The organism is Halorubrum wangae (assembly GCF_051194135.1).
Classification (GTDB): Archaea; Halobacteriota; Halobacteria; order Halobacteriales; family Haloferacaceae; genus Halorubrum.
The window spans coordinates 386,584-410,117 of record NZ_JBLZNH010000001.1 but is presented as its reverse complement, the minus strand read 5'-3'; the positions used below and the strand labels follow the sequence as shown (position 1 = coordinate 410,117).

27 protein-coding genes are annotated in these 23,534 nt (G+C 68.0%); 15 read left to right on the top strand and 12 right to left on the bottom strand.

Annotated features, from left to right (window positions below):
- Window positions 1–192 precede the first annotated feature (192 nt).
- Complete coding sequence (glpK, locus tag ACNS84_RS02100; RefSeq protein ID WP_435073191.1) at window positions 193–1,725, top strand: glycerol kinase GlpK; 1,533 nt, start codon at window positions 193–195, stop codon at window positions 1,723–1,725.
- A complete protein-coding gene (locus ACNS84_RS02095) occupies window positions 1,726–2,805 on the top strand; it encodes a DUF7973 family transport facilitator (protein ID WP_435073190.1) in 1,080 nt (359 codons plus the stop codon). It abuts the gene before it with no gap.
- Window positions 2,806–2,822: 17 nt separating this feature from the next.
- Here the strand turns inward: ACNS84_RS02095 and ACNS84_RS02090 are convergent, their stop codons facing one another.
- Window positions 2,823–3,224: a hypothetical protein gene (locus ACNS84_RS02090; RefSeq protein ID WP_435073189.1), complete on the bottom strand. Its 402-nt coding sequence runs from the start codon at window positions 3,222–3,224 to the stop codon at window positions 2,823–2,825.
- A 142-nt stretch (window positions 3,225–3,366) separates the two neighbouring features.
- On the opposite strand from ACNS84_RS02090, the gene ACNS84_RS02085 reads away from it, so the two are divergent.
- The 3 genes from ACNS84_RS02085 (at window position 3,367) to ACNS84_RS02075 (ending at window position 5,635) form a co-directional block, all read left to right on the top strand.
- Entirely contained in the window at window positions 3,367–3,573 is a 207-nt protein-coding gene (locus ACNS84_RS02085; RefSeq protein ID WP_435073188.1) for a hypothetical protein, read from the top strand.
- Between the two features lie 94 nt (window positions 3,574–3,667).
- Window positions 3,668–4,840, top strand: a complete 1,173-nt coding sequence (locus ACNS84_RS02080; protein WP_435073187.1) for a Cdc6/Cdc18 family protein — start codon at window positions 3,668–3,670, stop codon at window positions 4,838–4,840.
- Window positions 4,841–4,942: 102 nt separating this feature from the next.
- Complete coding sequence (locus tag ACNS84_RS02075) at window positions 4,943–5,635, top strand: HAD-IIB family hydrolase (RefSeq protein WP_435073186.1); 693 nt, start codon at window positions 4,943–4,945, stop codon at window positions 5,633–5,635.
- A 78-nt stretch (window positions 5,636–5,713) separates the two neighbouring features.
- Here ACNS84_RS02075 and ACNS84_RS02070 read toward each other — a convergent pair whose 3' ends face one another.
- Entirely contained in the window at window positions 5,714–5,998 is a 285-nt protein-coding gene (locus ACNS84_RS02070; protein WP_435073185.1) for a DUF357 domain-containing protein, read from the bottom strand.
- A gap of 137 nt (window positions 5,999–6,135) precedes the next feature.
- Between ACNS84_RS02070 and ACNS84_RS02065 the strand changes: the two genes are divergently transcribed.
- From ACNS84_RS02065 to ACNS84_RS02040, 6 genes are all read left to right on the top strand, one after another.
- Complete coding sequence (locus tag ACNS84_RS02065; protein WP_435073184.1) at window positions 6,136–6,876, top strand: RNase P subunit p30 family protein; 741 nt, start codon at window positions 6,136–6,138, stop codon at window positions 6,874–6,876.
- Window positions 6,860–7,483 (top strand): class I SAM-dependent methyltransferase, encoded by a 624-nt coding sequence (locus ACNS84_RS02060; RefSeq protein ID WP_435073183.1) that lies wholly within the window; start codon window positions 6,860–6,862, stop codon window positions 7,481–7,483. The genes ACNS84_RS02065 and ACNS84_RS02060 overlap by 17 nt, the downstream gene beginning before the upstream one ends.
- A 7-nt stretch (window positions 7,484–7,490) precedes the next feature.
- Complete coding sequence (locus tag ACNS84_RS02055; protein ID WP_435073182.1) at window positions 7,491–7,970, top strand: Rpp14/Pop5 family protein; 480 nt, start codon at window positions 7,491–7,493, stop codon at window positions 7,968–7,970.
- 4 nt (window positions 7,971–7,974) lie between these two features.
- Window positions 7,975–8,808 carry an archaeal proteasome endopeptidase complex subunit alpha gene (psmA, locus tag ACNS84_RS02050; protein ID WP_435073181.1) on the top strand — a complete coding sequence of 278 codons (834 nt, stop codon included), beginning with the start codon at window positions 7,975–7,977 and terminating at the stop codon, window positions 8,806–8,808.
- A 54-nt stretch (window positions 8,809–8,862) separates the two neighbouring features.
- Window positions 8,863–9,309, top strand: a complete 447-nt coding sequence (locus ACNS84_RS02045) for a GNAT family N-acetyltransferase (RefSeq protein WP_435073180.1) — start codon at window positions 8,863–8,865, stop codon at window positions 9,307–9,309.
- Between the two features lie 64 nt (window positions 9,310–9,373).
- The gene (locus tag ACNS84_RS02040) at window positions 9,374–10,276 is read left to right on the top strand and encodes an SDR family oxidoreductase (protein ID WP_435073179.1); all 903 of its coding nucleotides are present in this window, start codon (window positions 9,374–9,376) and stop codon (window positions 10,274–10,276) included.
- A 2-nt stretch (window positions 10,277–10,278) separates the two neighbouring features.
- On the opposite strand, the gene ACNS84_RS02035 is transcribed toward ACNS84_RS02040, so the two are convergent.
- Window positions 10,279–10,794, bottom strand: a complete 516-nt coding sequence (locus tag ACNS84_RS02035; protein ID WP_435073178.1) for a DUF7984 family protein — start codon at window positions 10,792–10,794, stop codon at window positions 10,279–10,281.
- Window positions 10,795–11,029: 235 nt separating this feature from the next.
- On the opposite strand from ACNS84_RS02035, the gene ACNS84_RS02030 reads away from it, so the two are divergent.
- The 3 genes from ACNS84_RS02030 (at window position 11,030) to ACNS84_RS02020 (ending at window position 13,994) form a co-directional block, all read left to right on the top strand.
- The gene (locus tag ACNS84_RS02030) at window positions 11,030–12,955 is read left to right on the top strand and encodes a beta-CASP ribonuclease aCPSF1 (protein ID WP_435073177.1); all 1,926 of its coding nucleotides are present in this window, start codon (window positions 11,030–11,032) and stop codon (window positions 12,953–12,955) included.
- Between the two features lie 89 nt (window positions 12,956–13,044).
- A complete protein-coding gene (locus ACNS84_RS02025; RefSeq protein WP_435073176.1) occupies window positions 13,045–13,416 on the top strand; it encodes a methylglyoxal synthase in 372 nt (123 codons plus the stop codon).
- A gap of 74 nt (window positions 13,417–13,490) precedes the next feature.
- Window positions 13,491–13,994, top strand: a complete 504-nt coding sequence (locus tag ACNS84_RS02020) for a DUF7332 family protein (RefSeq protein WP_435073175.1) — start codon at window positions 13,491–13,493, stop codon at window positions 13,992–13,994.
- 59 nt (window positions 13,995–14,053) lie between these two features.
- On the opposite strand, the gene ACNS84_RS02015 is transcribed toward ACNS84_RS02020, so the two are convergent.
- The 3 genes from ACNS84_RS02015 to ACNS84_RS02005 all read right to left on the bottom strand — a co-directional run bounded on the left by ACNS84_RS02015 (window position 14,054) and on the right by ACNS84_RS02005 (window position 15,952).
- Window positions 14,054–14,641, bottom strand: a complete 588-nt coding sequence (locus tag ACNS84_RS02015; protein ID WP_435073174.1) for a DUF6517 family protein — start codon at window positions 14,639–14,641, stop codon at window positions 14,054–14,056.
- 103 nt (window positions 14,642–14,744) lie between these two features.
- On the bottom strand, window positions 14,745–15,071 hold the full coding sequence (locus tag ACNS84_RS02010; protein WP_435073173.1) for a transcription factor S: 327 nt from the start codon (window positions 15,069–15,071) through the stop codon (window positions 14,745–14,747).
- A 68-nt stretch (window positions 15,072–15,139) separates the two neighbouring features.
- Window positions 15,140–15,952, bottom strand: a complete 813-nt coding sequence (locus ACNS84_RS02005; protein ID WP_435073172.1) for an alanyl-tRNA editing protein — start codon at window positions 15,950–15,952, stop codon at window positions 15,140–15,142.
- A 126-nt stretch (window positions 15,953–16,078) separates the two neighbouring features.
- On the opposite strand from ACNS84_RS02005, the gene ACNS84_RS02000 reads away from it, so the two are divergent.
- Window positions 16,079–17,959 (top strand): DUF7289 family protein, encoded by a 1,881-nt coding sequence (locus ACNS84_RS02000; RefSeq protein ID WP_435073171.1) that lies wholly within the window; start codon window positions 16,079–16,081, stop codon window positions 17,957–17,959.
- 50 nt (window positions 17,960–18,009) lie between these two features.
- Here ACNS84_RS02000 and ACNS84_RS01995 read toward each other — a convergent pair whose 3' ends face one another.
- The 6 genes from ACNS84_RS01995 to ACNS84_RS01970 are packed head-to-tail and all read right to left on the bottom strand — an operon-like array spanning window position 18,010 to window position 23,534.
- Window positions 18,010–18,828, bottom strand: coding sequence for a DUF7289 family protein (locus ACNS84_RS01995; protein WP_435073170.1), 819 nt, complete (start codon window positions 18,826–18,828; stop codon window positions 18,010–18,012).
- Complete coding sequence (locus tag ACNS84_RS01990) at window positions 18,825–19,319, bottom strand: DUF7266 family protein (RefSeq protein WP_435073169.1); 495 nt, start codon at window positions 19,317–19,319, stop codon at window positions 18,825–18,827. Before ACNS84_RS01990 ends, ACNS84_RS01995 begins: the two co-directional genes overlap by 4 nt.
- Entirely contained in the window at window positions 19,312–20,328 is a 1,017-nt protein-coding gene (locus ACNS84_RS01985; RefSeq protein WP_435073168.1) for a DUF7261 family protein, read from the bottom strand. The genes ACNS84_RS01990 and ACNS84_RS01985 overlap by 8 nt, the downstream gene beginning before the upstream one ends.
- Window positions 20,316–20,930: a DUF7288 family protein gene (locus tag ACNS84_RS01980; protein WP_435073167.1), complete on the bottom strand. Its 615-nt coding sequence runs from the start codon at window positions 20,928–20,930 to the stop codon at window positions 20,316–20,318. The genes ACNS84_RS01985 and ACNS84_RS01980 overlap by 13 nt, the downstream gene beginning before the upstream one ends.
- Window positions 20,924–21,505, bottom strand: coding sequence for a DUF7287 family protein (locus ACNS84_RS01975; protein ID WP_435073166.1), 582 nt, complete (start codon window positions 21,503–21,505; stop codon window positions 20,924–20,926). Before ACNS84_RS01975 ends, ACNS84_RS01980 begins: the two co-directional genes overlap by 7 nt.
- Window positions 21,495–23,534, bottom strand: a complete 2,040-nt coding sequence (locus ACNS84_RS01970) for a type II secretion system F family protein (protein WP_435073165.1) — start codon at window positions 23,532–23,534, stop codon at window positions 21,495–21,497. Before ACNS84_RS01970 ends, ACNS84_RS01975 begins: the two co-directional genes overlap by 11 nt.

The window sequence follows — 23,534 nt, the reverse complement described above, 5'->3', positions numbered from 1 at the left end:
GCGGCGATGCGGTGACGCCCCCGGAGTTCGCCCGTGCGACCGACGCACGGACCGATTTGCGGCCTTTCGGGACGCGTCACCGTTCGATGCCGACTCCCGGTACGTCCGGGACGCGTCTCGTGCGGGCACGGCCCGAGATGAGACCGGCGTCGTCGTCGCGTGCGGACCAGCGCCACAGGAGGGATCCAAAACATGACACAGTACGTCGGTGCAATCGACCAGGGGACGACCGGAACCCGATTCATGGTGTTCGACCATGAGGGCGAGGTCGTCACGAACGCATACGAACAGCACGAACAAATATACCCGAAGCCGGGATGGGTCGAGCACGACCCGATCGAGATCTGGGAGAACACCAAACAGGTCGTTCTCGACGGTCTCGCGGACGCCGACCTCGAGGCGAGCCAACTCGATGCGCTCGGTATTACCAACCAGCGCGAGACGACGATCGTCTGGGACAAAGACTCCGGGAAGCCGGTCCACAACGCCCTCGTGTGGCAGGATCGGCGAACGACGGACCGTGTCGAAGAGATCCAGGAGGCGGGGAAGGTCGAGGAGATCCGCGAGAAGACGGGACTGGAGTGCGACGCGTATTTCTCCGCGACCAAGACCGAGTGGATCCTTGACAACGCGGAGCCGCTCAAGATGGAGAGCTCTCGCGGCGGTGACCTTCGCGACCGCGCTCGCGACGGCGAACTGATTATGGGCACCATCGACGCGTGGCTCATCTACAACCTGACGGGGAACCACATCACGGACGTCACCAACGCCTCCCGGACGATGCTGTACAACATCCGGGAGATGGAGTGGGACGACGACCTCCTCGACGAGTTCGACGTTCCGAAGGAGATGGTCCCGGAGGTCCGTCCGTCGTCCGACGAGGAGTACTACGGACACACCGACGCGGACGGGTTCCTCGGCGAAGAGGTCCCCGTCGCCGGCGCGCTGGGCGACCAGCAGGCCGCCCTGTTCGGACAGACCTGCTTCGACAAGGGCGACGCGAAGAACACCTACGGCACCGGCGCGTTCTATCTGATGAACACCGGCGAGGAGGCCGTCGCCTCCGACAACGGCCTGCTCACGACGGTCGGCTTCCAGATGTCCGGCGAGCCCGTCCAGTACGCGCTCGAAGGATCGATATTCATCGCCGGCGCGGCGATCGAGTTCCTCGAGGACATCGACCTGATCAACAACGCGGCCCAGACCGCGGAGCTGGCGAGCTCGGTCGAATCGACAGACGGCGTCTACATGGTCCCGGCGTTCACCGGCCTCGGCGCCCCGCACTGGGACGGCCGAGCACGCGGGACCATCGTCGGGATGACCCGCGGGACGAGCAAGGAGCACATCGTTCGCGCGACGCTCGAGAGCATCGCGTACCAGACCCGCGACCTCGCGGAGGCGATGGAGGCAGACTCCGGCGTCGAGACGACGAGCCTCCGCGTCGACGGCGGCGCGGTCAAGAACAACTTCCTCTGTCAGCTTCAGTCCGACATCATTCAGACGGAAATCGTCCGTCCGGAGGTCGACGAGACCACCGCGCTTGGCTCGGCGTACGCCGCCGGCCTCGCCGTCGGGTACTGGGACACCGTCGACGAACTCCGCGACAACTGGCAGATCGACCGCGAGTTCTCCCCCGAGAAGGAGTCGGAAGAGGTCGACAAGCTGTACAGCCGCTGGGACGACGCCGTCGAACGATCGCTTAACTGGGCGCAGGAGGAGGAATAGATGAGCGGTTTAGTCGCGGCGGATCTGCTCGCGCAGTCCGGCGGGTGGAACGCGGGATCTATCGGAGCGGTGCTCGACATCCTGCTCGATCCGTCCATCTGGCTCGGCGCGGCGGCCGGCGGCGCGTTCGGCGCTGCCCTCGGTGCGCTCCCGGCGTTCATTTTCACCGGTTTCCTCGTCATCGCGGGCGTCTTCGGCGGCGACGCGGCCTCGGGTGCGGGCGTCGGCGTCGGGTTCGGTCCCGTCTTCGGGCCGCACATCTCCTTCGCCGGCGGTGCGGCGGCGGCGGCGTACGCGGCGAAGAACGGAGCGATGGAGTCCGGATTCGACTACCACAACGCGAAGGACATCGGCTTCGCGCTGGGGAGTCGGCCTGACATCCTGGCCGTCGGTGCGCTGTTCGGCGTGTTCGGCATCGTGCTCGAACAGACGCTCCGGAACCTGGCGATTCCGACGGACCCGATCGCGTTCACCGTGGTCGCCAGCGCGGTGGTCGCGCGGGCGGCGTTCGGATACTCCGTGATCGGGAACGTCAGCAGCAAGGCGAGCGGCTACTTCGACATGGGGCCGTTCGAACGCGAGGAGATGCGCGAGCCGGGCGAAGTGCCCGGCGACGGCGGCAAGTCCAGCGAGGACCGCCTCGCGGTCGAGCCGTGGCTGCCGAACATGTACAAGTGGGGACACGTCGCGGCGATCGGCGCCGCCGCCGGGGTGGCGGCCTCGTACGCCGCGATCCAGACCGGAAACGTGTTCCTCGGGTTCGGTGTCAGCGCGGCGACGCTGCTGTTCTTGAACCTCGGCGTCGAGCGAATCCCGGTCACCCACCACATGACGCTCCCAGGTGCGACCGCGTGGGCCGCGTTCACCGGCGCCGGCTTCGGTCCGACGGTCGGACTGATCGCCGGCGCCGGGTTCGGGCTTCTCGGCGGGATAATCGGCGAGGCGTTCCAGCGCGTCTTCTACGCGCACGGGGACACGCACGTTGACCCGCCGGCCGCAGCGATCTTCATCACGTCTTCGATCCTGGCCGTCTTGGCGATCTTAGGGATTCTCGGCTCCATCTGGGTGCCGGGTACCTGAGCCTCGGCCACTCGTTTTTACGCTGAGGGAAGCGCCGCGGAAAGAACCACGTACGAAACGACACCAGCGATGATCCCGACACCAACCGAGGTAACCAGCCCTTGAGTCACCACGAACACGGCGACGGCGACGACCGACAGGAGCACCGATCCGATCCCGGCCGCACCGTGGTGGTAGGCGCCGGCCGTCGGGTGTTCGCTGATCGACGTACGGTCCGACTCCGGGACCCGAACACTCGCGTGGTACGGGATGTACAGCCTGGTACCGATCCCGGCCGTCGCCGCGACGATGGAGGCGAACTGGACATCAGCGACGAGCTCGCGGACGAGGAGGAACGCGACGATTGCGACCAGCAGCGCGACCGCCTTACTCCGTTTGTCGGCTTTGATCACCGACTCGTCGAACTCTGGCTCGGTCATACTCCGCGGGACGTGGGCGGCCCGTTTAAGAGTGTGGACGACAGCGGAGCGGACCCGGACACCGCCGACCTCGGCGAAACGGACCGGGGCGCGACGGGTCGGTTCGGGGTGGATTTAACGCCGCCCGACGAGAGAGCCTGGTATGAATCTGCAAACACCGGAACTCGAGAGACGCGACGGTCGCAACATGCTCGTGGTCGCAGCGGTCGTCACGCTCGTCGTGGCGGTGACCGCCGAAGGCCCCGTGGGCGCGCGGATCGTCGCCGGGGCCATAGTCGGCGCGGTCGCCGCCGCGGTGTTCGTCGTGTCGACGCTGTTGATAAACCGGTACAAACCGGACCACTGGTAGCGACCCGTCTGGTCGGAGCGGCCGGCTGGAGGGCGAGTCAATCCGAACTGCATCGTTCGTGCCAGTTTTATCGCGGTATCTCGGAGGGACGTCCGTGAACATCGACGACCGAATCGAGCGTCGGCTGGGGTACGACACCGGCGCGGGCGTTCTCGTCGATCTCGACGCGGTCTCCCCCGTCACGCACGTCGACTCGCCGACCGGCCGTGGACCGTCGTTCGAGCGCCTGCTCGACGTGTTCAGCCCGGCGTTCTCCGGATCGCTCCCCCCGAGCACCTACGTGCACGGACCGAAGGGGAGCGGGAAATCGGCCGTCGTCTCTGCCCTGATCGAACGGCTCGCGGCCCACAGCGGACCGCGGGGGGCGATCCAAACCGCGACGCGGGCGGTCGAGCCGACGCTTCCCGGGTTCGTCTACGTCGACGCACGACGCGGCTCGACCCGCTTCCGGCTGTACCACACGGTCCTCTCGACGATCGGCGACGACCCTATCCCCGAACACGGAATCGGGACCGACGAACTGGTCGACGAGCTACGGGACGGCGTTCGCACCGGACCGGAGGTCGTGGTCGCGGTCGACCACACCAACGAGCCCGAGACGCCGGACGCCTCGGAGGTCGTGACGTGGCTCACGGACATCAGCGATCACATTGCACCCGTGTGCCTCGGCCGGGAGCCGCCCGACGGAATGGCGTGGGATCCGGAGGCGACCGTAGCGTTCGAGCCGTACCGGCGACACGTGCTCGTCGAGCTACTGACGAGCCGGTGTTCGACCGGACTCGGCCGGGACGCGGTCACCCACGACCAGATCCGCGAGGTGACCGAGTGGGCCGAGGGCGACGCGCACGACGCGCTCGCCGCGATCAGCGGCGCCGCGATCAGCGCGGAGCGCGCCGGGGCGTCGACGATCCGTCCGGCCGACCTCGACGCCGGGATCGACGCCGTCCCGCAGCCCGGCGCCGCGCTCGGTCGCGTTCTCGCGCTCTCGGACAGCCGACAGCGGCTGTTGTACGAGTTAGTCAGCCTCACGGAGGACGATCGGTCCTCGGTGAGCGCCGCGACGGAAACGATCGCCTCCCGGCCCGACGTCGACCTCTCGGCGTCTACGGTGCGCCGGGTGCTCTACGAGCTCGCGGACGCGGGCCTGCTCGACCGGGTGACGGTCCGCCAGAGCGACGGGAAGGGCCGACCTCCGAGCCGGCTCGTGCCGCGGTTCCCGACGCTCGTGTTCCAGGAGCTGTTCGACCGACCGCCGTGGCGGAGCTGACCTCGCACGACTGACCAAACTGCGGCGGCGACGCCCGCGACGCCCCTTTTCGACGCCTCTCACGAACGCAAGACAGTTGCGCCCGGCCCCCGCACCGCCGGTATGGTTCCGCCCCTCGCGCTGGACATCGACGGGACGCTGACGACGCCGAGCGGCCGGATCGACGCGCGCGTCTTCGAACTGCTTCCGGAGTGGGACGCGCCGGTCGTCTTCGCGACCGGCAAGGCGTTCCCCTACCCGGTGGGACTGGCGCACTTCCTCGGCCGACCCGAGTTCGTGGTCGCCGAAAACGGCGGGATCGCGTACGCCCAGGGGGAGACGACCGTTCTCGGCGACCCGACCGCCCCGCGGGCCGTCGTCGAGGCGTTCGTGGCGCGGGGCGGGGAGATCGGATGGGGCGACGGCGACACCGTCAACCGCTGGCGAGAGACGGAGGTGGCGCTGTCGCGCGACGCGGACGAGGCGCTGCTCCGCGAGGTGGCCGCGGAGGCCGAGGGGCGCGTGGAGGTGGTCGACACCGGCTACGCGTATCACGTCAAGTCGCCCGACGTGAGCAAGGGTCGAGCACTCGAACACGTCGCCGAGGCACTCGGGCTGGACGTCGACGCGTTCGTCGCGGTCGGCGACAGCGAGAACGACGCGTCGACGTTCGCCGTCGCTGGCGAGTCGTACGCGGTCGCCAACGCGGACACGACGGCTCGAGACGCTGCGGACGTCGTCCTAAACGAGGCGTACATGGACGGGACGGCGTCGGTGCTGGCGACCCTACGCGAGCGAGACGACCGAGGCGAGTGAGACGCTGGCTCGGTGTGTCTCTCTCTATCCACGGACGGCGAGGACCGCTTGGCGCTCAATGAACAGACGCCCGGCTCCTCACGTCGTGAACAGTTCGGTGTCCTCGGGAACGGCAAACAGCCCCAGACGGACGCCGGCGTCGAGCCAGCCGTACCCGTACGAGTACGACGCAAGCGCGTTGACCGGATCCTCGTGCTCACGGAAGTGCCGCCCGTCGTCGAGGTACGACTCGGCCATCTCCATCACGTCGGCCGCGGCCTCGCCGAGGGGCGTGTCGGCCGGCGGTCGGGGCTCCGCGACCGCCAGCGCGTCCGCGAGCATGCGCTCATAGCGGTCCGTCTTCTCCTCAAGGTCGGCGCTCATGCGCTCCGGTTTCCCCGAGCGACGCAAAAACCCTCGGGCACCGCCAGCGTGCGGTCGGGTGACGCGACCGCGTACCAGCGGCGGACGCGTCGCCGGAAAACGCAACGACGATACCGGCGGAGCCGAAACGGACGGCCATGTACGAGGCCGTCCACGCCCATCCCGACGGCGACACGACCGTCGCCCGCCACGCGGCCACCGCGGCGCGCTACGGCTACGACGGGATCGTCGTCCGCACGCGGGACGCGCTCGCTCCGGCCGGAGAAAATGGCGGAGCGAGCGCGGCCGACCGGCCGCCGGAGGCAGCCGCGCTCCGCGAGGAGTGCGGGATCGACGTCGTCGACGCGGTGGAGATCGACGCCGACAACGCCACGAGCGCCTCTGGTGCGGTCGGAAACTACCGATCCGACCGGACGATTGTCGCGCTCGTCGGGGGGGATGACGGCCTCAACCGCTTCGCGGTCGAGGAGCCGCGCGTCGACGTGCTCGCGCGCCCCATGGCCGGGTCGGGCGACTTCAATCACGTCCTCGCGAAGGCGGCCCGCGACAATGGAATCCACGTGGAGTTCGACCTCGGGCCGCTGCTCCGCGCCAGCGGCGGGAAGCGGGTGAGGGCGCTCGCGTCCCTCCGGAAGCTCAGGGAGATCGTGACCTACTACGACGCCCCGCACGTCGTCAGCGCGAACGCGAGGTCGCACCTCGCCCTCCGCGCACCGCGGGAACTCGTCGCCGCCGCCGAGGCCGTCGGGTTCGATCCCGAGTGGGTCCGCGACGGGCTCCGCGCGTGGGGCGACATCGCTGCGCGCAACCGGGAGCGCCGCTCCGAGGCCTTCATAGAGCCGGGGGTGCGACGTGGAAGGTATGAAGAAGACGGTTGAGGAACACGCCGCGCGCTTCTCCGAGAAGGCGGCCGAGTACGATGACGCGAAGAGCGACGAGTACCACGCCTGCGCGAGCCTCGTCATCGACTACGCCGCCCCGAACGCCGACGACGTGGTCCTCGATCTGGGCGCCGGAACGGGCGCCATCGCCCTCGCGCTCGCGCCCGACGCCGAGCGCGTGCTGGCCCGCGACATCAGTGAGGGCATGATGGACGAGGGGCGACGCAAGGCGGAGGAACAGGGCATCGAGAACGTCGAGTTCGCGTACGGCGAGTTCCGGTCGCCCGAGGTCGACGCGGACCAGCGGGTCGACATCGTCACCTCGAACTTCGCGCTCCACCACCTCTCCGACGACGAGAAGCGCGAGGCGATCCGCGAGATGGCCGCAACCGGCGCCCGCCGGATCGTTCTCGGCGACGTGGCGTTCTTCGGGACGCCGGACCCGGAGGCGCCGTTCTACGGCCCCGAGGTCGACGACCCCGCAACCGTCGGGACCCTCGTCGAGGCGTTCACCGCCGAGGGGTTCGCGGTGACCGCGGTCGAGCGCGTCCACGATCAGGTGGCCGTGATCGTCGCGGAGCGCGGGACCGCGCTCTCCGGGTGACTGGCGCGTGAAACACCTCCCAAAACACCTCCGGCCGCGCTGGCGGTACGTCGCGATCGGTATCGAGACGTGGCCCGACGCGAGCGTCGGTCGCCGCGCATTTCAGCGGGCACTCTGGTACGCCGCCGGCAACCTGATCGGCGACGCCGGCAGCGCCGACGCGGACCTCACGCTGCTCGACTTCAGGCACGAGGACGGCGTCGGTGAAGCCGTCGTCAAGGTACGGCACGGTCACGTCGACGAGGCGCGGGCTGTGATCGCCTGCGTAAGCGAGGTCGACGACCGACCGGTCGGGATCCACGTGCGTGGTATCTCGGGGACGGTGCGTGCCTGTGAGGAAAGATATATGGGTCGCGCGGGCGATTCTTCGACACAGCGAGACGTCGCGTTTCAAGGCGCCGAGCGACCCGCCGTCGTGCGTGGAGACGCGTACGATGTGCGAGTCGAGTCGGGGTACGTTGGCGCGGCGGCGTTCGACATCGAGTGATATCATGCAGGGCCAATCCCAACAGCAGGCGTACGACCGAGGAATCACCATCTTCTCTCCCGACGGCAGGCTCTACCAGGTCGAATACGCCCGGGAGGCCGTAAAACGCGGCACGGCGAGCGTCGGCGTTCGCGGCGAGGACAGCGTCGTCCTCGCGGCCGACAAGCGCGCCCGCTCCCGCCTGATGGAGCCGGCGAGCATCGAGAAACTCCACAAGGCCGACGACCACGTCGGCGTCGCGAGCGCGGGGCACGTCGCCGACGCGCGCCAGCTTATCGACTTTGCGCGCCGCCAGGCACAGGTCAACCGCCTGCGCTACGGCGAGGCGATGGGAATCGAGACGCTGACGAAGACGATCACCGACCACATCCAGCAGTACACCCAGGTCGGCGGCGCGCGACCCTTCGGCGTCGCGCTGATCGTCGGCGGGATCGAGAACGGCGAGCCGCGCCTGTTCGAGACCGACCCCTCCGGGACGCCCTACGAGTGGCAGGCCCTCTCGATCGGCTCCGACCGAAACGACCTCCGCGACTACCTCGAAGAGGAGTACGACGACGGCCTCTCCACCGACGAGGCGGTCGGGCTCGCGCTCGACACCCTCGCGCAGCCGAACGACGGCGAGTTGGCGCCAAACGGCGTTGGCGTGGCCACGATCACGGCAGAGGACGGCTACACCGAGCTCTCGGCCGAAGAGCTGGAGTCTATCCTCGAGGAGCGCGACCTCCTCGCGACCGAGGAGGAGGAAGAGGAGGAGAGCGAAGCTGAGGACGCGGGCGGCGACGAAGGCGCAGGCGGCGACGAAGGCGCAGGCGGCGACGAAGGCGCTACCGAGGAGTAACGGCGAGTCGACGTCGGCCGAAACGGCCATTTTTCTGGGCGCGAACGGAGACACATGAGTGACGACGACGCCGGCCCCGGGCTTCCGCCCGGCTACGAACTGCGGAAGAGCACGCCGTCGGTCGACGCGTTCCGTCGGCTCCGGCGCGAGGCCGGGATGACCGACCGGTCGCGCGAGGCCGTCGAGCGAGGGCTCCCGAACACTACCTACGGCGTCCACGTGGTCGAGACCGAGGGCGGAACGGCGGTCGGAATGGCCCGGATCGTCGGAGACGGCGGGTCGATCTTCCACCTCACGGATACGGCCGTCGCGTCGCCGCATCAGGGGCGGGGGATCGGGACGGCGATGATGGACGCACTCGTCGCGTGGCTCCGTGCGAACGCGCCGGACGGTGCTTACGTGGACCTCCTCTCGGACGTCGACGGCTTCTACGAACGGTGGGGGTTCGAGCAGACCGCGCCCGGGTCGCGAGCGATGGGGATCTGGACCGAGGAGTTGTGACCCGAACGGGCGAGGCAGAGGAGAGCGACGCGGCGACCGGACCGGCGCTCGGGTCGGGAGAGTTATGATGACGGGGGCCGACCCACGACGCGTGCAGAAGACGGTTCTCATCACCGGCTGTTCCTCGGGCATCGGCCGCGCCACGGCGCACGCGTTCAACGACGAAGGGTGGACCGTGTACGCGACGGCCCGGAATCCCGCGGACATCGAGACGCTCGGCGAGGCGGGCTGCAAGCTCGCCACGCTCGACGTGACGGACCAGTCAGACGTCGACCGCGTCGTCGACCGGATCTTGGACGAGGAGGGCGCGATCGACGCCCTGATCAACAACGGAGGGTACGGTCAGTTCGGGCCGATGGAGGACGTGTCGACCGACGATGTCCACAAACAGTTCGACGTGAACGTGTACGGGCCCCACCGACTCATCAAGGCGGTGTTGCCGTCGATGCGGCGCGAGCGGGACGGTACCATCGTCAACGTCTCGTCGGTCGCTGGGCGCGTCTCGTTCCCCGGCGGGGGCGTGTACTGCGGGTCGAAGTTCGCGGTGGAAGCGATGTCGGACGCCCTCCGCAACGAGGTCGACGAGTTCGGCGTCGACGTGGTGGTCGTCGAGCCCGGCCCCGTCAAAACGAACTTCTCGAACCGCGCGCAGACGGAGGCGGGCGTCGACCCGGACGCGGACGACGCGGAGGACGCCGACGATGCGGACGCGGAGGGTCTCGACCGTAGCGGCGCCTACGAGGGGTTCTACGAGATGTTCGAAGACGCACAGTTGGTCGGCGGCGGCGGGCCGGGCGCGGTCGAACCCGAACTCGTCGCCGGCGCCATCTACGACGCCGCGAGCGCGACTCGTCCTCCGGCGCGAGTTCAGCCGGGCACCGCCGCCCGCGTCGCCGTACTCGCGCGGTTCCTCCCCGACGCGCTGCTCGATCGAGGATACGAGTTCGTCCGAAAGTTCACGTCGTAACCTCACTTCTCCCGCGTCGAATCGACCGCGAACGGGCTCTCCGTCTCTCGCCACTCCCAGCCCGGCAGCCGCGTCTGGAACCCCGCGGCGAGCGCGGCGTCGAGGTCGTCGGCGCCCGCGGTTCCGGTCTCCTCAGCCGGTGCGGTCGCGTCCTCACTCACGTGGACGTCCACGAAGTGAAACGTCGCCTCCGCGAGCAATGAGAGCGGCCGGCCGCCGGCGATTGTCGCCGCGAGTTCGCGACCGAGGACCTCGTCGACGACGAAGCCGGGGTAGTCGCCCTCGACGTCGAGGTCCCGGAGGAGCGCGACGTACCCGGCGACGTTGACCGCGACCTCGCCGTCGGCGAAGACGGCGTCGACGTCGCGGCGGTAGGCCTCGCGGCTCACGGCGTCGACGTCGGTCCCGAAGAGCGTTCCGAGCCGATCGCGGGTCTCGTTTATCAGGGAAACGACGACGGGGGCGCGATTGTGCACCCACTCGCGCTCGTCTCGGACCGTTTCGGGGGTAACGCGCATACCGGCTCGAACGCCATCGCCGGAAAAGGGGTTTGCCCTTTGCGAAGGGTTTTATAACAACCGGGGATTACGTCACTCCAAGCGGGTTTTCGCTGGCTGTTCCCGCATGGAACCACCTACGGACAGTACTACCACTATGCCTACCCCGTCACGGTCGACCGTTCGGCGCCGGGCCGCGCGTCGGCCCGCAGCGCGACTCGACGGCGGCGGCGACCCCAACTACCCGCGGTAAGATATGAGTCAAGTCGATAAGCAGCTCGATAACCTGAAATCAGAGATCGAACAGGAGATTCCGAACGACATCACGGTCACCGACGTCAAGTACGAGGGCCCGGAACTGGTCGTGTACACGCGTGACCCGAAACGGTTCGCCGGCGACGGCGACCTGATCCGCCGGCTCGCCTCCAAGCTCCGGAAACGAATCACGGTCCGACCCGACCCCAGTGCCCTCTCTCCCCCGGGACGCGCCGAAGAAGAGGTTCGGGCGGTCATTCCCGAGGAGGCCGGCGTGACCGACCTCGACTTCCACGAGGACACCGGCGAAGTCGTCATCGAGGCGGAGAAGCCGGGTATGGTGATCGGCCGTCGTGGCTCCACACTCCGGGAGATCACCCAAGAGGTCGGCTGGACCCCCGAGGTCGTTCGGACGCCGCCGATTGAATCGTCCACCGTCTCGAACGTGCGCGGGTTCCTGAAAAACGAACGCGAGGAGCGTCGCGACATTCTCGAACGGGTCGGCCGGCAGATCCACCGCGAGAAGATGTCCGACGACGAGTGGGTACGGATCACGACGCTCGGCTGCTGTCGCGAAGTCGGCCGAGCCGCCTTCATCCTCTCGACGCCCGAAACGCGCATTCTCATCGACTGCGGCGACAAGCCCGGCGCGGAGGGCGAGGTGCCGTACCTCCAAGTCCCGGAGGCGCTCGGCGCCGGCGCGGCGACGCTCGACGCCGTCATCTTGACGCACGCCCACCTCGACCACTCGGCGTTGCTGCCGCTCTTGTTCAAGTACGGATACGACGGCCCGATCTACACGACTGAGCCGACCCGCGACCTGATGGGGCTGCTCACGCTGGACTACCTCGACGTCGCCGCCAAAGAGGGGCGGACGCCGCCGTACGAGTCGGCGCAGGTCCGAGAGGCGATCAAACACACCATCCCGCTGGAGTACGGCGATGTCACCGACGTGGCGCCCGACGTGAAACTCACGTTCCACAACGCGGGCCACATCCTCGGAAGCGCGGTCACGCACTTCCACATCGGCGACGGGCTCTACAACGTCGCGTTCTCGGGCGACATCCACTACGAGGACACCCGCCTGTTCAACGGCGCTGTCAACGACTTCCCGCGGGTCGAGACGCTCGTCCTGGAGTCCACCTACGGCGGCCGCGACGACTATCAGACCGACCAGGCCGACTCGGAGGAGGCGCTCAAAGAAGTCATCAACGAGACGTACGAGCAGGGCGGGAAGGTCGTCATCCCCGCGTTCGCCGTGGGGCGATCGCAGGAGATCATGCTCGTCTTGGAGGAGGCGATGCGCGAGGGCGACATCCCGACGATGCCCGTCCACCTCGACGGGATGATCTGGGAGGCGACCGCGATCCACACGACGTACCCAGAGTACCTCCGCGACAACCTCCGCGACCGGATCTTCCACGACGACGAGAACCCGTTCCTCGCGGAACAGTTCAACCACATCGACGCAGGCGAGGACGAGCGGCAGGAGGTCGCCGACGGCGACCAGTGTATCGTCATCTCCACCTCCGGGATGATCGAGGGCGGGCCGATCATGTCGTGGCTCCGCCATATCGGACCCGACCCGGACTCGAAACTCGTTTTCGTCGGCTACCAGGCGCAGGGGACGCTCGGCCGCCGAATTCAGAACGGCTGGGACGAGATCCCGGTCGACGGCTGGGGCGGCGGGAGCCGCGGCGACACGCTCACGCTGGAGATGGGGACCGAGGTCGTCGACGGTTTCTCCGGACACGCCGACCGACAGGGGTTGGAGAACTTCGTGAAGACGATGAACCCGCGCCCCGAGAAGGTGCTGTGCGTCCACGGCGACGAGCGCTCCGTGCAGGACCTCTCATCCGCGCTGTACCACGACTACAACATGCGGACGTTCGCGCCGAAGAACCTGGAAACGTTCCGGTTCAAGTAGGCCGCTCCGCTGGGAGACGCCGTTTTCGATCCTGCGACGCGCGCTGTGTCGACGGGTGTATTTAACAGGCGACGGGGTGACGTCCGCCTATGCGTCTCGCACTCATCGCCCACGACGAACTGAAAGACGAGATGGTGGAGTTTGTCACCAAGCACGCGGCGGTCCTCGAGGAGTGCGAACTCGTGACGACGGGGACGACCGGGACCCGCATCGCCGAGGAAACCGGCCTCGCCGTGAATCGACAGGCGTCGGGACCCTACGGCGGCGACCTCCAGATCGGCGCGATGATCGCCGACGACGCGATCGACGGCGTCGTGTTCCTCAGAGACCCGCTCACCGCGCAGGCGCACGAGCCCGACATCTCCGCACTGCTCCGCGTCTGCGACGTGAAGGACGTCCCGCTGGCGACCAACGTCGCCTCCGGCGAACTGCTCGTCGAGGGGCTCCTCCATTCGTCGTGACGCCGCCCGCCCGGGTATCAGATCGGATAGCCGAGAGCGCGGCATTTTACGTGCACCCGTCGTAACGCGAACCAATGACCGGTCGCCCGATCCCACGGCTCGCCGCGCTGGCGGCCGCGCTGCTCCTCGTCTCGGCGCTCGTCGCGAGCGGAGCGGCCGTCGGCGGAGCGAGCGCGGCAAACTCGGGCGACACCCCAGTCGCGCAGACGGAGGAGGACGCAGCCACGCCCCCGACGCGGTGTTTCGCGGGTGACGGCTACCCGATCTCGATCGGCGAGACGGGGGCCACGATCGACATCGTCGTCCACCTCTCCGTGTTGACCGACCCGGTGGCGGGCAACGAGTTTGGCATCGAGGCGGCCGGAGCGCTCGGCGACGACCGGATCGTGACGCTCGCCGCGGGGGTTCGGCTCACCGCGCGCGAAGCGATCTCGGACGGGGTTGACCCGTTCGCGGCGTTCAGCGTGCTGTACGTCTACGAACTCAACCTCCCGATGTTTGACGGCGCCATCGCCGACTCCGAGTACGACGACGACGGCTCCCCGATCCAGTCAGGCGCGGGCACCGTGGCCTGCTGAGCCGTCGCGCCCGTCGCGTTCTTCGCTCCCGTAGCGTCAGTCTCATCTCCCACATCGTTCTACTCGCCGTCTTCGTCCTTCGCGGGCGGCCGGACACCGCGGACGATCCCGAGGAGTTCTCGCCGCGCGTCGGCGGCGTTCCGCCCGTTCGGATACGCACCCGCGTCCAGCGGGTACGCCCCGCCGGCGAGGAGGTACTGATCGGTCGCCCACACCGCGAGCAGGGCCTCGACCGGGACCGCGCTGGCGGCGGTCTCGTCGCTGGGCCCCCGATCGGTCGCGACGGGTCGACAGTCGCCTCGGAACGTCCAAACCCTCGCCCGCGAGGCAGTTGGGTCGTCGACCGCTATCTCGCGGTCGCCCCGCTGCTCGACCGCCTCGATGCCGCGATCGGCGAGTCGATCGCGGAATCCCACCTTCGACTGACGTTCGACGAGTCGCGTGAGCGGGGCGTTCGGCGCGGTCTCCGGGCGGATGGACAGGCGACTCGCGAAGCAAAAGGGTCGCGGCGTCGGGTCGTCCGACCGTTCGTAGCGGACCGTGCTCGCGGTCACCGAGATGGGGCCGGCGTCGAACGGGCGCTCCGTGGTCTCGGCGACGCGTCGCCAACCGACGAGTCGGTCGGCGGGAACGACGGGCGGGTCCATGGTCGCCGTTCACCGGGGAGGTAATTAAAAACGGGTACGCACACCGGGGGATCGGAACCGCGAGAAAGCCGCAAAGAGGAGAGGGGATCCGTCGGGGAGCGGGTCAGTGGTCGTCTTCGCGCCACTTGTGCTCGCACTCGGTACAGACGAAGAAGCGCGTCTCGGACTCGTCGGCCGAGCGGATCTGCTGCATGTACCAATAGGCGCGGTCGTTACCGCAGTCCGGACAGTGAGCCGTCGTCTTCGGCAACCCCTTGTCCTCCGCGTCGCTCACGTCGATGATCTCCGACTCGACTTGCGACTCGGTGGTCCACTCGTCGTCGCCGTCCTCCCGGCCGATTTCGTGGCCGCAGTCCTCGTCGCTACACACCCAGTGGTCCTCGCCTTCGCCGGACATCATCATCGAGCCGCACTCGTCGCAGAACTTCATGGCGGATCGAACCGCGGATCGTATATAAACGGCGGGATCGCGGCCGAGCGGGAGCGTCCCCGAAACTGTCACTCGTCGCCGTTTCGGTGGGCGGCGAGCGCGAATCGGACTCGCTCCTCGTCGCTCCCCTTCGTCTCCCGGCCGGTGACGACGATATCACCGATCTCGGCCGTGTTACCGACGTGGGTGCCGGCGCAAGCGGTCCGGTCGTAGGGGTCGGCGTCGGTCCCCGGTCCCGCCTCGGCGGCGCCCGCCGCCCCGATCTCGACGATCCGGAGCTCTTCGATCGAGTCGGGGAGGAGGTTGATGCGCGTCCGTTCCGGATCGAGGGTCGCCTCCGCCTCGGCCCGGTCCATCACGTAACTCGTCACCGGGCGCTCGTCGGCGACGAGTTCGTTGAGCCCGGCCTCGATCCGATCGAGGTCGGCGTCGTCGAAGCGGTCGTAAGCTGCGTCGAGGTGCGCGTGGTCGTGGTACAGCTGATTTCCGGTGGTCTGCGCGTCGAATTCGCGCAACAGCAGCGCCGACAGGAGGTGCTGAGCGGTGTGGTACTTCGAGTGGGCGCCCCGACGCTCCGCGTCGACGTCGCCGACGACGGCGGTGCCGGCGGTGGGTGGCGAGAGCGCCTCGTCGCTCGTGTCGTCCCCGTCGACCGGTCTGAGCGTGTGATAGATCGTATCCTTCTTCCGGACGTCGACCACCCGCCACCGGGCCTCGTCATCCCCGTCCGCGAGGCGGAGCGTGCCCGTGTCGTGAGGCTGGCCGCCGCCCGTCGGATAGAAGTGGGTCCGGTCGAGGACCACGCGGTCGTCGAGAGCGCGCTCGACGGTCGCCTCGAACGTGGTCACCGTGTCGTCGGCGAGGTACAACTCCTCGGTCATAGGCGTACGGAACGGGTCCGACGGCTTAGCTCGTGCGCTCTATCCACGGCTCACCGCGGGGGACCCGGTCTCAGTCGCGATACTCGGACGTCGACGTTTATCAGTGCAGCCGATCTAGCGATCGATATGTATAGCCCCAACCGCGCGCAGAGCGAGGTGATCGGCGTCGTCCTCCTGCTGGGGCTCACGATCACGGCGGTCGGGATAACGGTGGCGCTCGGATCGACCGCTCTCGGCGACGTCCAGTCGTCGGCCGACGTCCAGCGGATCGAGGGGGCGATGACGCAGGTCGACTCGAAAGCCAGTCTCGTCGCGCACGGCGGGTCGACGAGCCAGCGCGTCCGGCTCGATCCCAGTCAAGACGCCAACGTGCGCGTCGACGGCGAGTCGGGAGTGATGCGCATCGAGGTGGAGGCGAAAAACGAGACGGGCGGGATCGAAACGGTGACGAAGAACGTCACGCTCGGAGCAATCATCTACGAGCGGGGCGACGAGCAGGTCGCGTACCAAGGCGGCGGCGTCTGGCGGGCGAACGACGACGGCTCGTGGATGGTGTCGCCACCGGAGTTCCACTACCGCGGCGACACGCTCACGCTGCCGCTGGTGACTATCGACGGCGTCGACGGACGCCTCGGCGACGCCGCCGTCGTCACGGGGCGCTCGGAGCACCCGGAGGGACTGTTCCCCTCCGAGAACGTCTCGAACCCGCTACTCGGCGGAAACGTCACGATCACGGTCGAGAGCGAGTACGCGGAGGCGTGGGGACGCTTCTTCGAAACCCGGACGCGGGCGAACGTCACGCAGGTCTCACCCACGGAAGTCCGAGTCGCGCTCCGCACGGAGACGGTCCACCCGACGCTCAGCGCGAGCGTCTCGGCGGTCGGTAGATCTCAGCTCAACACGGGCGGAATCGACAGCCTGTACGCCGACAGCTACGATTCGGAAGGAAAGACCCCTTACCCCGGTACCGACGCCGCGGACAGCGACGCGGTGGTGCAGACCACGGGCGAGTTCCGTCTCACGGCCGGGGGCGGCGGCGGCACGAATAGCATCACGATCCACGGCGACCTCGTCGCGGAGTCGTACGACATCCCGCCGGGACAGGAGGACAAACTGAACGTCACCGGCGAGCGCCTGGTCGACGACTCCCTCGAACCCGCGGACCCGATATCCGGGGCCATAACCGAGCGGATGAATCAGATCCGCGATCAGAACCTCGCGTCGATCGGGAACGTCAGGAGCGGATTCGAACACGACGACGGGGCGCTCACAAAGATAGAGCAGAAAACCTACGTCAACGGTTCCATCCTAATTGCCAACGGGAGCACGCTCCGGATCAGCGAGGACACGTACGTCGACGGGGACATCTCGGTCACGGACGGCGGCACGCTCCGAATCGAGAACGGCGCGACCGTTCATGTCGGCGGTGGGCTCAGTGTCGCCGAGGACGGAAGTCGCGTCGAGTTCGTCGGTGAGAACGACGCCAGCGACGCCGACGACATCGCGATCCTCGTCGAGGGGAACTTCGCCATGCAGGACCAATCGACCATGCGCGCACAGGGGGCAAACCGCAACGAACTCTTCGTCGACGGCACGGTCGGGATTCGAAACAACGCGGTGATCGAGACGGCGGACGACACTCGCTTCGAACTGTACACCACCGGCGACGTCGCCGTGCGGAACGAAGCGCGTCTCGTCGCCGAGAACGACGTGACCAAGAATCTGTGGCTGTACTCGAGCGGCGACGACATCTACTTCGACGGCGACCAGACCGACGGGATCGACTTCGCCGGCGTCATGTACGCCCCGACGAGCGACGTGGAGCTAAAGAATCAGATGACGTTCAAAGGGTCGTTCACCTCTGGGAGCTTCGAGTTCACCAACGCGGATCTCATGCTCCACTACGACGAGGCGCTCAGGGGGCTCAAACCGTTCGACGGTGACTCCGTCCCCGTGGTGAGTCACCTCCACGTCTCCAGACACCGGGTGACAGTCGAGGACGACTAACGCGGCTTGACGGCCGGTCACGTCACAGGCGGAGCGCGACTGACCGTCGCTCAGCGCTGTAGCCCGACGACGCGAATGATCTCGTGCACGTACACCGCGTCGTCGTGTTCGATCTCGGCCACGGCGACCCCGTCGGCGCCGGCGGGGGTCGCGTCGGCGAACCCGTCGGCGCGTTCGAAGTATCGCGCCCACGCATCGGGCTGGTCCGTTTCCACCCAGAGGTACAGCGTCTCGCCGCTCGCGGCAGCGTAACGCGTGGTCTCCGAGTCCAGGTTTTCGTCCTCGACAGCGGTGATCTGGACCGTTCCGTCGCCGGCGACCCGGTCGTCGCCGTCGCCGCGGACCAGCGCAACAATCGGAAGGGTCGTCCGGCCGCCGGCGCCGACGAAGCGGGGTTCCGACAGCATGACTGAGCCGTCGCCGTCGCCGCGGACCAAGGCACCGGCGTCGTAGGCGATCGTCGTGTCGTCCTCCTGGTAGGCGATCCGCTTCGACCGCCACTCGGCGCGCGTCCCATTCACGAGGTCTGCTGGGTCGCTGGTGTTCGCGAGCGTTATCCGCGTCTCCTCGGCGACCGAGAGGGTGCCGCCGGCCAACCGGATCTCCGTCGCGCGGTTCGGGTCGCCGTACCGCTGGATGTCTCGCAGGTTGTCGTCGAGCACGTCGAACGCGCGCTCGACGTTGGCGACCCGTTCGGCCTCACGCCGGTCTTCCACGCCCGTGATACCGACCGCGAACACCGTTCCGATCGTGATCGTTATCAGCGAGAACACGAGGATGTAGCCGACGACGTTGCTCACACCGCGATCGTCGCCAGCGAGCGAGGAGATGCCCCCCAGGGAGACCGTCCGCGTTCGCCTGTCGCTCATCGCGCCATCACCTCCAGCCGCCCGGCGTCGCCGTCGTACCGGATTCGGATCGGGCCGCCCCGCACGTTCGCCTCCGCGACCGGGAGGGCCGCGATGTGTGATATTTCGGCGGATGCGTCCGGGTCGTCGGTCCGAAGTGTCACGGTGTCGCCGTCGATTGCGATTCGATACGGCCGGCCCGCGAGCCGGGTCGGTAGGTCGACATCGATCGAGACATTCGGGGCGTCGGCGGTGGCCGGCCGGTCGACCTCCGCCGCGCGAGCGAGTCGATCCGCACTCTCGAGGTTTGCCACGGCGGTCTGGCCCACCACGGCGAGGTCGCCCCTGACGACCCGTTCCGTCTGCGAGTCGACGACGCCGCCGATCCCGATGACGATCCCGGAGAGCAGCACGGCGCCGATGGCGAGCGTCAGCACGTACCCGACGGTGACGCTCACGGCGCGGTCGTCTGCGCGGAGACTGCCGCCCTCCGCGCCCGAGGGCTCACGCATCGGGCTCACCCGGCGCGACCCGGACGGTGGTTTCAAACCGAAGCTCCGCGGTCCGATAGCTGAGATCGATCACGGCTTCGTACACCGCCGGACTCGCGGTGTGGTCCGAACTGACGGCGTCGCCCGACTCGGGGAGCGCGGTCAACTGAACGTCACCGGCCGCCGCGTCAGTCCGCTCGATACGCACGTCGTACGACCCGTCCAACTCCCCCGCGCTCTCCGTCCAGAGCCCCGGACAGCCCTCGTCACCGAGGGTGCTTCCGGTCAGATCGACGTCGACGGGACCACTGGACGGTGTCGAACAGACGACGGTCGGAGCGCTTCCGTTCTCGCCGACGGCGACGGTGACGTTGCTATCGGCGTTCTCGTACACGTACACCTCCCGCGTCGCGGCCGTGGAGTCGGCGAATTCGATTCGAAACGCGTTCGCGACCGCTCCGGACTCGTCCGTCGAGGCGAGCGAGGTCGGCTCCACGCCGACGACGAACCCTCGCGTCCGGTCGACACCGGCGGCGAGCGAGGCGTTCGATCCGCCGGTGCCGTTCGCGGTGAGGTTTCCCGTCACGTAGCTGCCGCGCTCCATCGACGCCGCCGTCGTGGTGAGGTGCGTCACCCCGCCCCGATCCGCGTACGCTCGGGCGAGGTACGCGTCGAGGTCGACGACACCGTCCTCGACCGCAGTGATCGCCGCGCCGTGGTCTGCAGGGCGATTCCGGTTCGTGCCGTCGATCAGGGCGCCAGTCCCCTCGACCGCGGTCGCCCGGACCTCCATCGCCTCGCCGTCGGTGGCTTCGATCCCTCGGGTCGCGACGTTCTCGCTGTAGATGCTCGCGTTCAACAGCACCACGAGTGCGACGAGCGCGACGGCCACGATCAGCCCGGCGACCAGCAGCATCTGACCGCGGTCGGCGTCGCGGAACCCCCGCCCGTCGCTCGCCGCCCCCCCGTCGCGGGGACCGACACCACGCGACCCGTCGCCGTCGGGCGGGTCGGTCGTCACAGCTGCCATACGACGATGCGCACCTCCAGTCGGTCGTACACCGCGCCGGCGGACGCGTCCGCGGCGTAGAACTCGCCGTCGCTGGTCCCGTCCGAGAGCGACTCCAGCGTCGTGTCCCGGTACCCCGGCGCGGTTAGATTCGCGTCGTCTGTCACGACGACCGTCCGCGACGCCGTCACGGCGTTGTCGCTCGGCGCCCCCATGCTCACCAGCGTCGTCTCCTCCTCGTTGCCCGGTCCGTGTCTGACGTACACGTTGAACGCGATCCGTCGGTCCCCGAAGCTCTCGTTCAGCGCCGCGCCGAACGGGTTCGGCGGTCCGCCGCCGGTGAAGTAGCTCGGACTCCGAGTGTCGGTGAACGTCTCTCTCTCCGGGTCCCAGTGGAGGAGGGCGTCTTCGAGGTCGCCGGTGGCCGTGCTCGTCTCCAGTAGGTCGTTCGCGACCGCGCGCTGCTGGTTCTCCAAGTGCTGGTTCGACGTACTGGCCGACAGCGGGGTCACCGCGGTCGCTTGCAGCGCGAAGGTGAGCCCGGCGAGTATCAGTATCGCCGCCGCGAACGCCTCAAGCGTGTGCGCCTGTCCGCGGTCGTCGAACGGTCGCACGGTCACCACACCCACACCGTGAGTCGGTACTGCGCCCCGCCGATGGAGACGAGCCGCTGGGAGACGCTGACACCGCCGCGGTCGACGCGGATCGTATCGGTCGTGCTACGGCGCAGTTCGACGGGGCGCGTGCCGTATCGGGTGTCGATGGAGACGGTCGAGGCGTTGCCGATCGGGTCCGGCTCGTCCATCGCGTGGACGACGACGAGCACGTCGCCGTCGACCCCGAACTCCTCGGCCGTGTCGTTCGCGACCCCCGCTTGACAGCCGGCCGCCCCGGCGAGCGTGGCGTTCCCTCCGTCACCCTCGAAGTACGCGGCCGTACACGCGGGAGACAACACCGCGGGCTCGACCGGCGATGTAGCGAGAAGGTCGCCGACGAGTCCCGAGGCGACGCGGTCGCTCACGGCAGGCAGAGCCGTCTCGGCGCCGGCGAACGGGTCGAACACCGTCGGGATGAAGGCGATCACGAACCCGAGCGTCAACAGGAACACGCTCGCCCCGACGGCGAAATCGATCGGCGTCTGCGCGCGGTTGCCCGCGACCCCCCGACCGACGACGGTCGACCGTCGCTCATCCCACATAGATCCACACCCCCAGCGCGAGCGTCATCAGGATCACCGCGAACTTGACGCCGGAGATAATGTCGGCGCTGCGAATGTACCCGCTGATGAAGCCGGAGAGCACCGCCTGCAGCGTCACTGCGTGGAAGAACAGCATCGAGAGCACGTCCGGATCGACGCCGCCGCCCCCGAAGCTCGACCCGCCCCCCGCGCCTCCGCCGGCCGACTCCGCCTGCGACGTGAGTCCGCCCATCACTTCGATGAACTGGGTCTGGAGAATCGCCATCACGCCGAGCAGCGTGATGTACGTCATCACGATGATCGCCACCTGCATCCGTGTCTGCGAGATCCGGTTGCGCTCGATGTCGTCCTGGTTCTCAGACGCCTGCGCCGCCGTCGTCAACACGTCCGTGATCTGTGAGGACGCCTCCTGCGCCTCAGAGATGAGCTTCACCGTTCGGGCGAGTCGCGGGACCGCGTACTTGTTGTTGAACTCGACCAGGGCGTCGCGGAGGCTCATGCCGTAGTTCACCTTCGCGTGGATGACCTCGAACTCCTCGGCGAGTTGGCCGGTGGACGTCTCCGAAACCGTCTCGACCGACTCCAAGAGGGTCTGCCCGGTGTCGTTCGCCGAGGAGAGCTTCCGGAGGCTCTCGGAGAGCTTGCCCGTGATCGCCCGCTTCGACAGCTGGTTCCACTCGTGGAACACGGCGAGCGGGGTCATCACGAGGTACGCCGGCACGTAGACCCAAACGAACGCGGACCAGACCGGACGGGCGACCCAACCGTCGAAGGTGATCGGCGCGTTGCCGGTGAGCGCCGCGATGGAGACGATGGCGACCGCGGCCGGAACCGTCAACGCCAGCGTGTACAGCGGGTTGTCACGGAGGAACAGCTGCGGCGCCGAGACGATCTGTTTCGTTTTGTACGTCCCCTCTCGGTCGCGGATCCGGTCGAAAACGCCGAACTGACCCACGAACCCCTCGATTAGGCCGAAGTGAAGCAGTCCCTCCTCGCTCGTCTGCTGGAGCCGTTTGCTGCCGTCCTTGGGATGGAGGTAGCCGTTGCCGGGCTCGTCCTGTTTGACGGTGGAGACGAGCACGAGGAAGCCGACGCCCGTCAGCGGGATCAGGGCGTACACCGTCGCGTACAGCAGTCGGTCGTCTGCCTCGCCCATCATCCCCATGATGACGAGGATGATGATGAGAAGGAGCGGGAACAGCGAGAGCGTCATGTACATCTCGCCGAACAGCTCCAGCGTCTCCAGAGTCATCTCGCGTTCCTGTTTCGACGTGCGGAGGTGTTTCTCCTTTTTGTCCTTCAGGAAGCTCTCCATGTTGCCGCCGGAGTTGACGATGGAGAGCATATCGGCGAGGAACTGTGAGAGCTCATCGGAGGGCGTCTCCATCGACTGCTGGCGGATCGCGTTCCGGTAGTCGGTCCCGAAGTACTCCGTCTCGTTGACGATGCTCTGGAACTCGCGGGAGACCTCGCCGTAGGTGTCCTCTGCCTTCGCCATCGAGCGGAGAATCTCCAGCTGATTGAGCCCGCCGACGGAGAGCGCGTACATGAACGAGACGGAGTCCGCGAGCAGGAGGTTGATTTCGCGTTTCCGCTCCGACGCCCGAGAGTAGGGAATCGCGACGAGACCCCCGAAGCCGACGGCGAACCCGATCGATCCGAAGACGAGGCCGCTAATCAACACCGCCGTCGGAATCACGAGCGACCGCAACAGCTCTTGGATCGCCGGCGTGGGCGCCGGGATGCCGAGCGAGAGCGTGTTCGCATCGATCAGTCCGAGCGAGAACACGCCGAAGCCGAGCAGCGTACCGACCGCCCAGAGGAGCCCGCCGACGAGCAGTCCGACCCCCAGCGCCCGCGAGACGTACATCTCCACTTGGTCCGGCATCCGCGCCTCCGCGAGTTTGCGCTCGACGTCCCCGACGAAGTCTCCCTCGGGATCGAACAGCAGTTCGAAGGCGGGGTAAAACAGCTCCGCGAGGACGTCGGCGTCGGCGGAGCCGTCGCCGACGCCGGTGTCGAGGCTCAC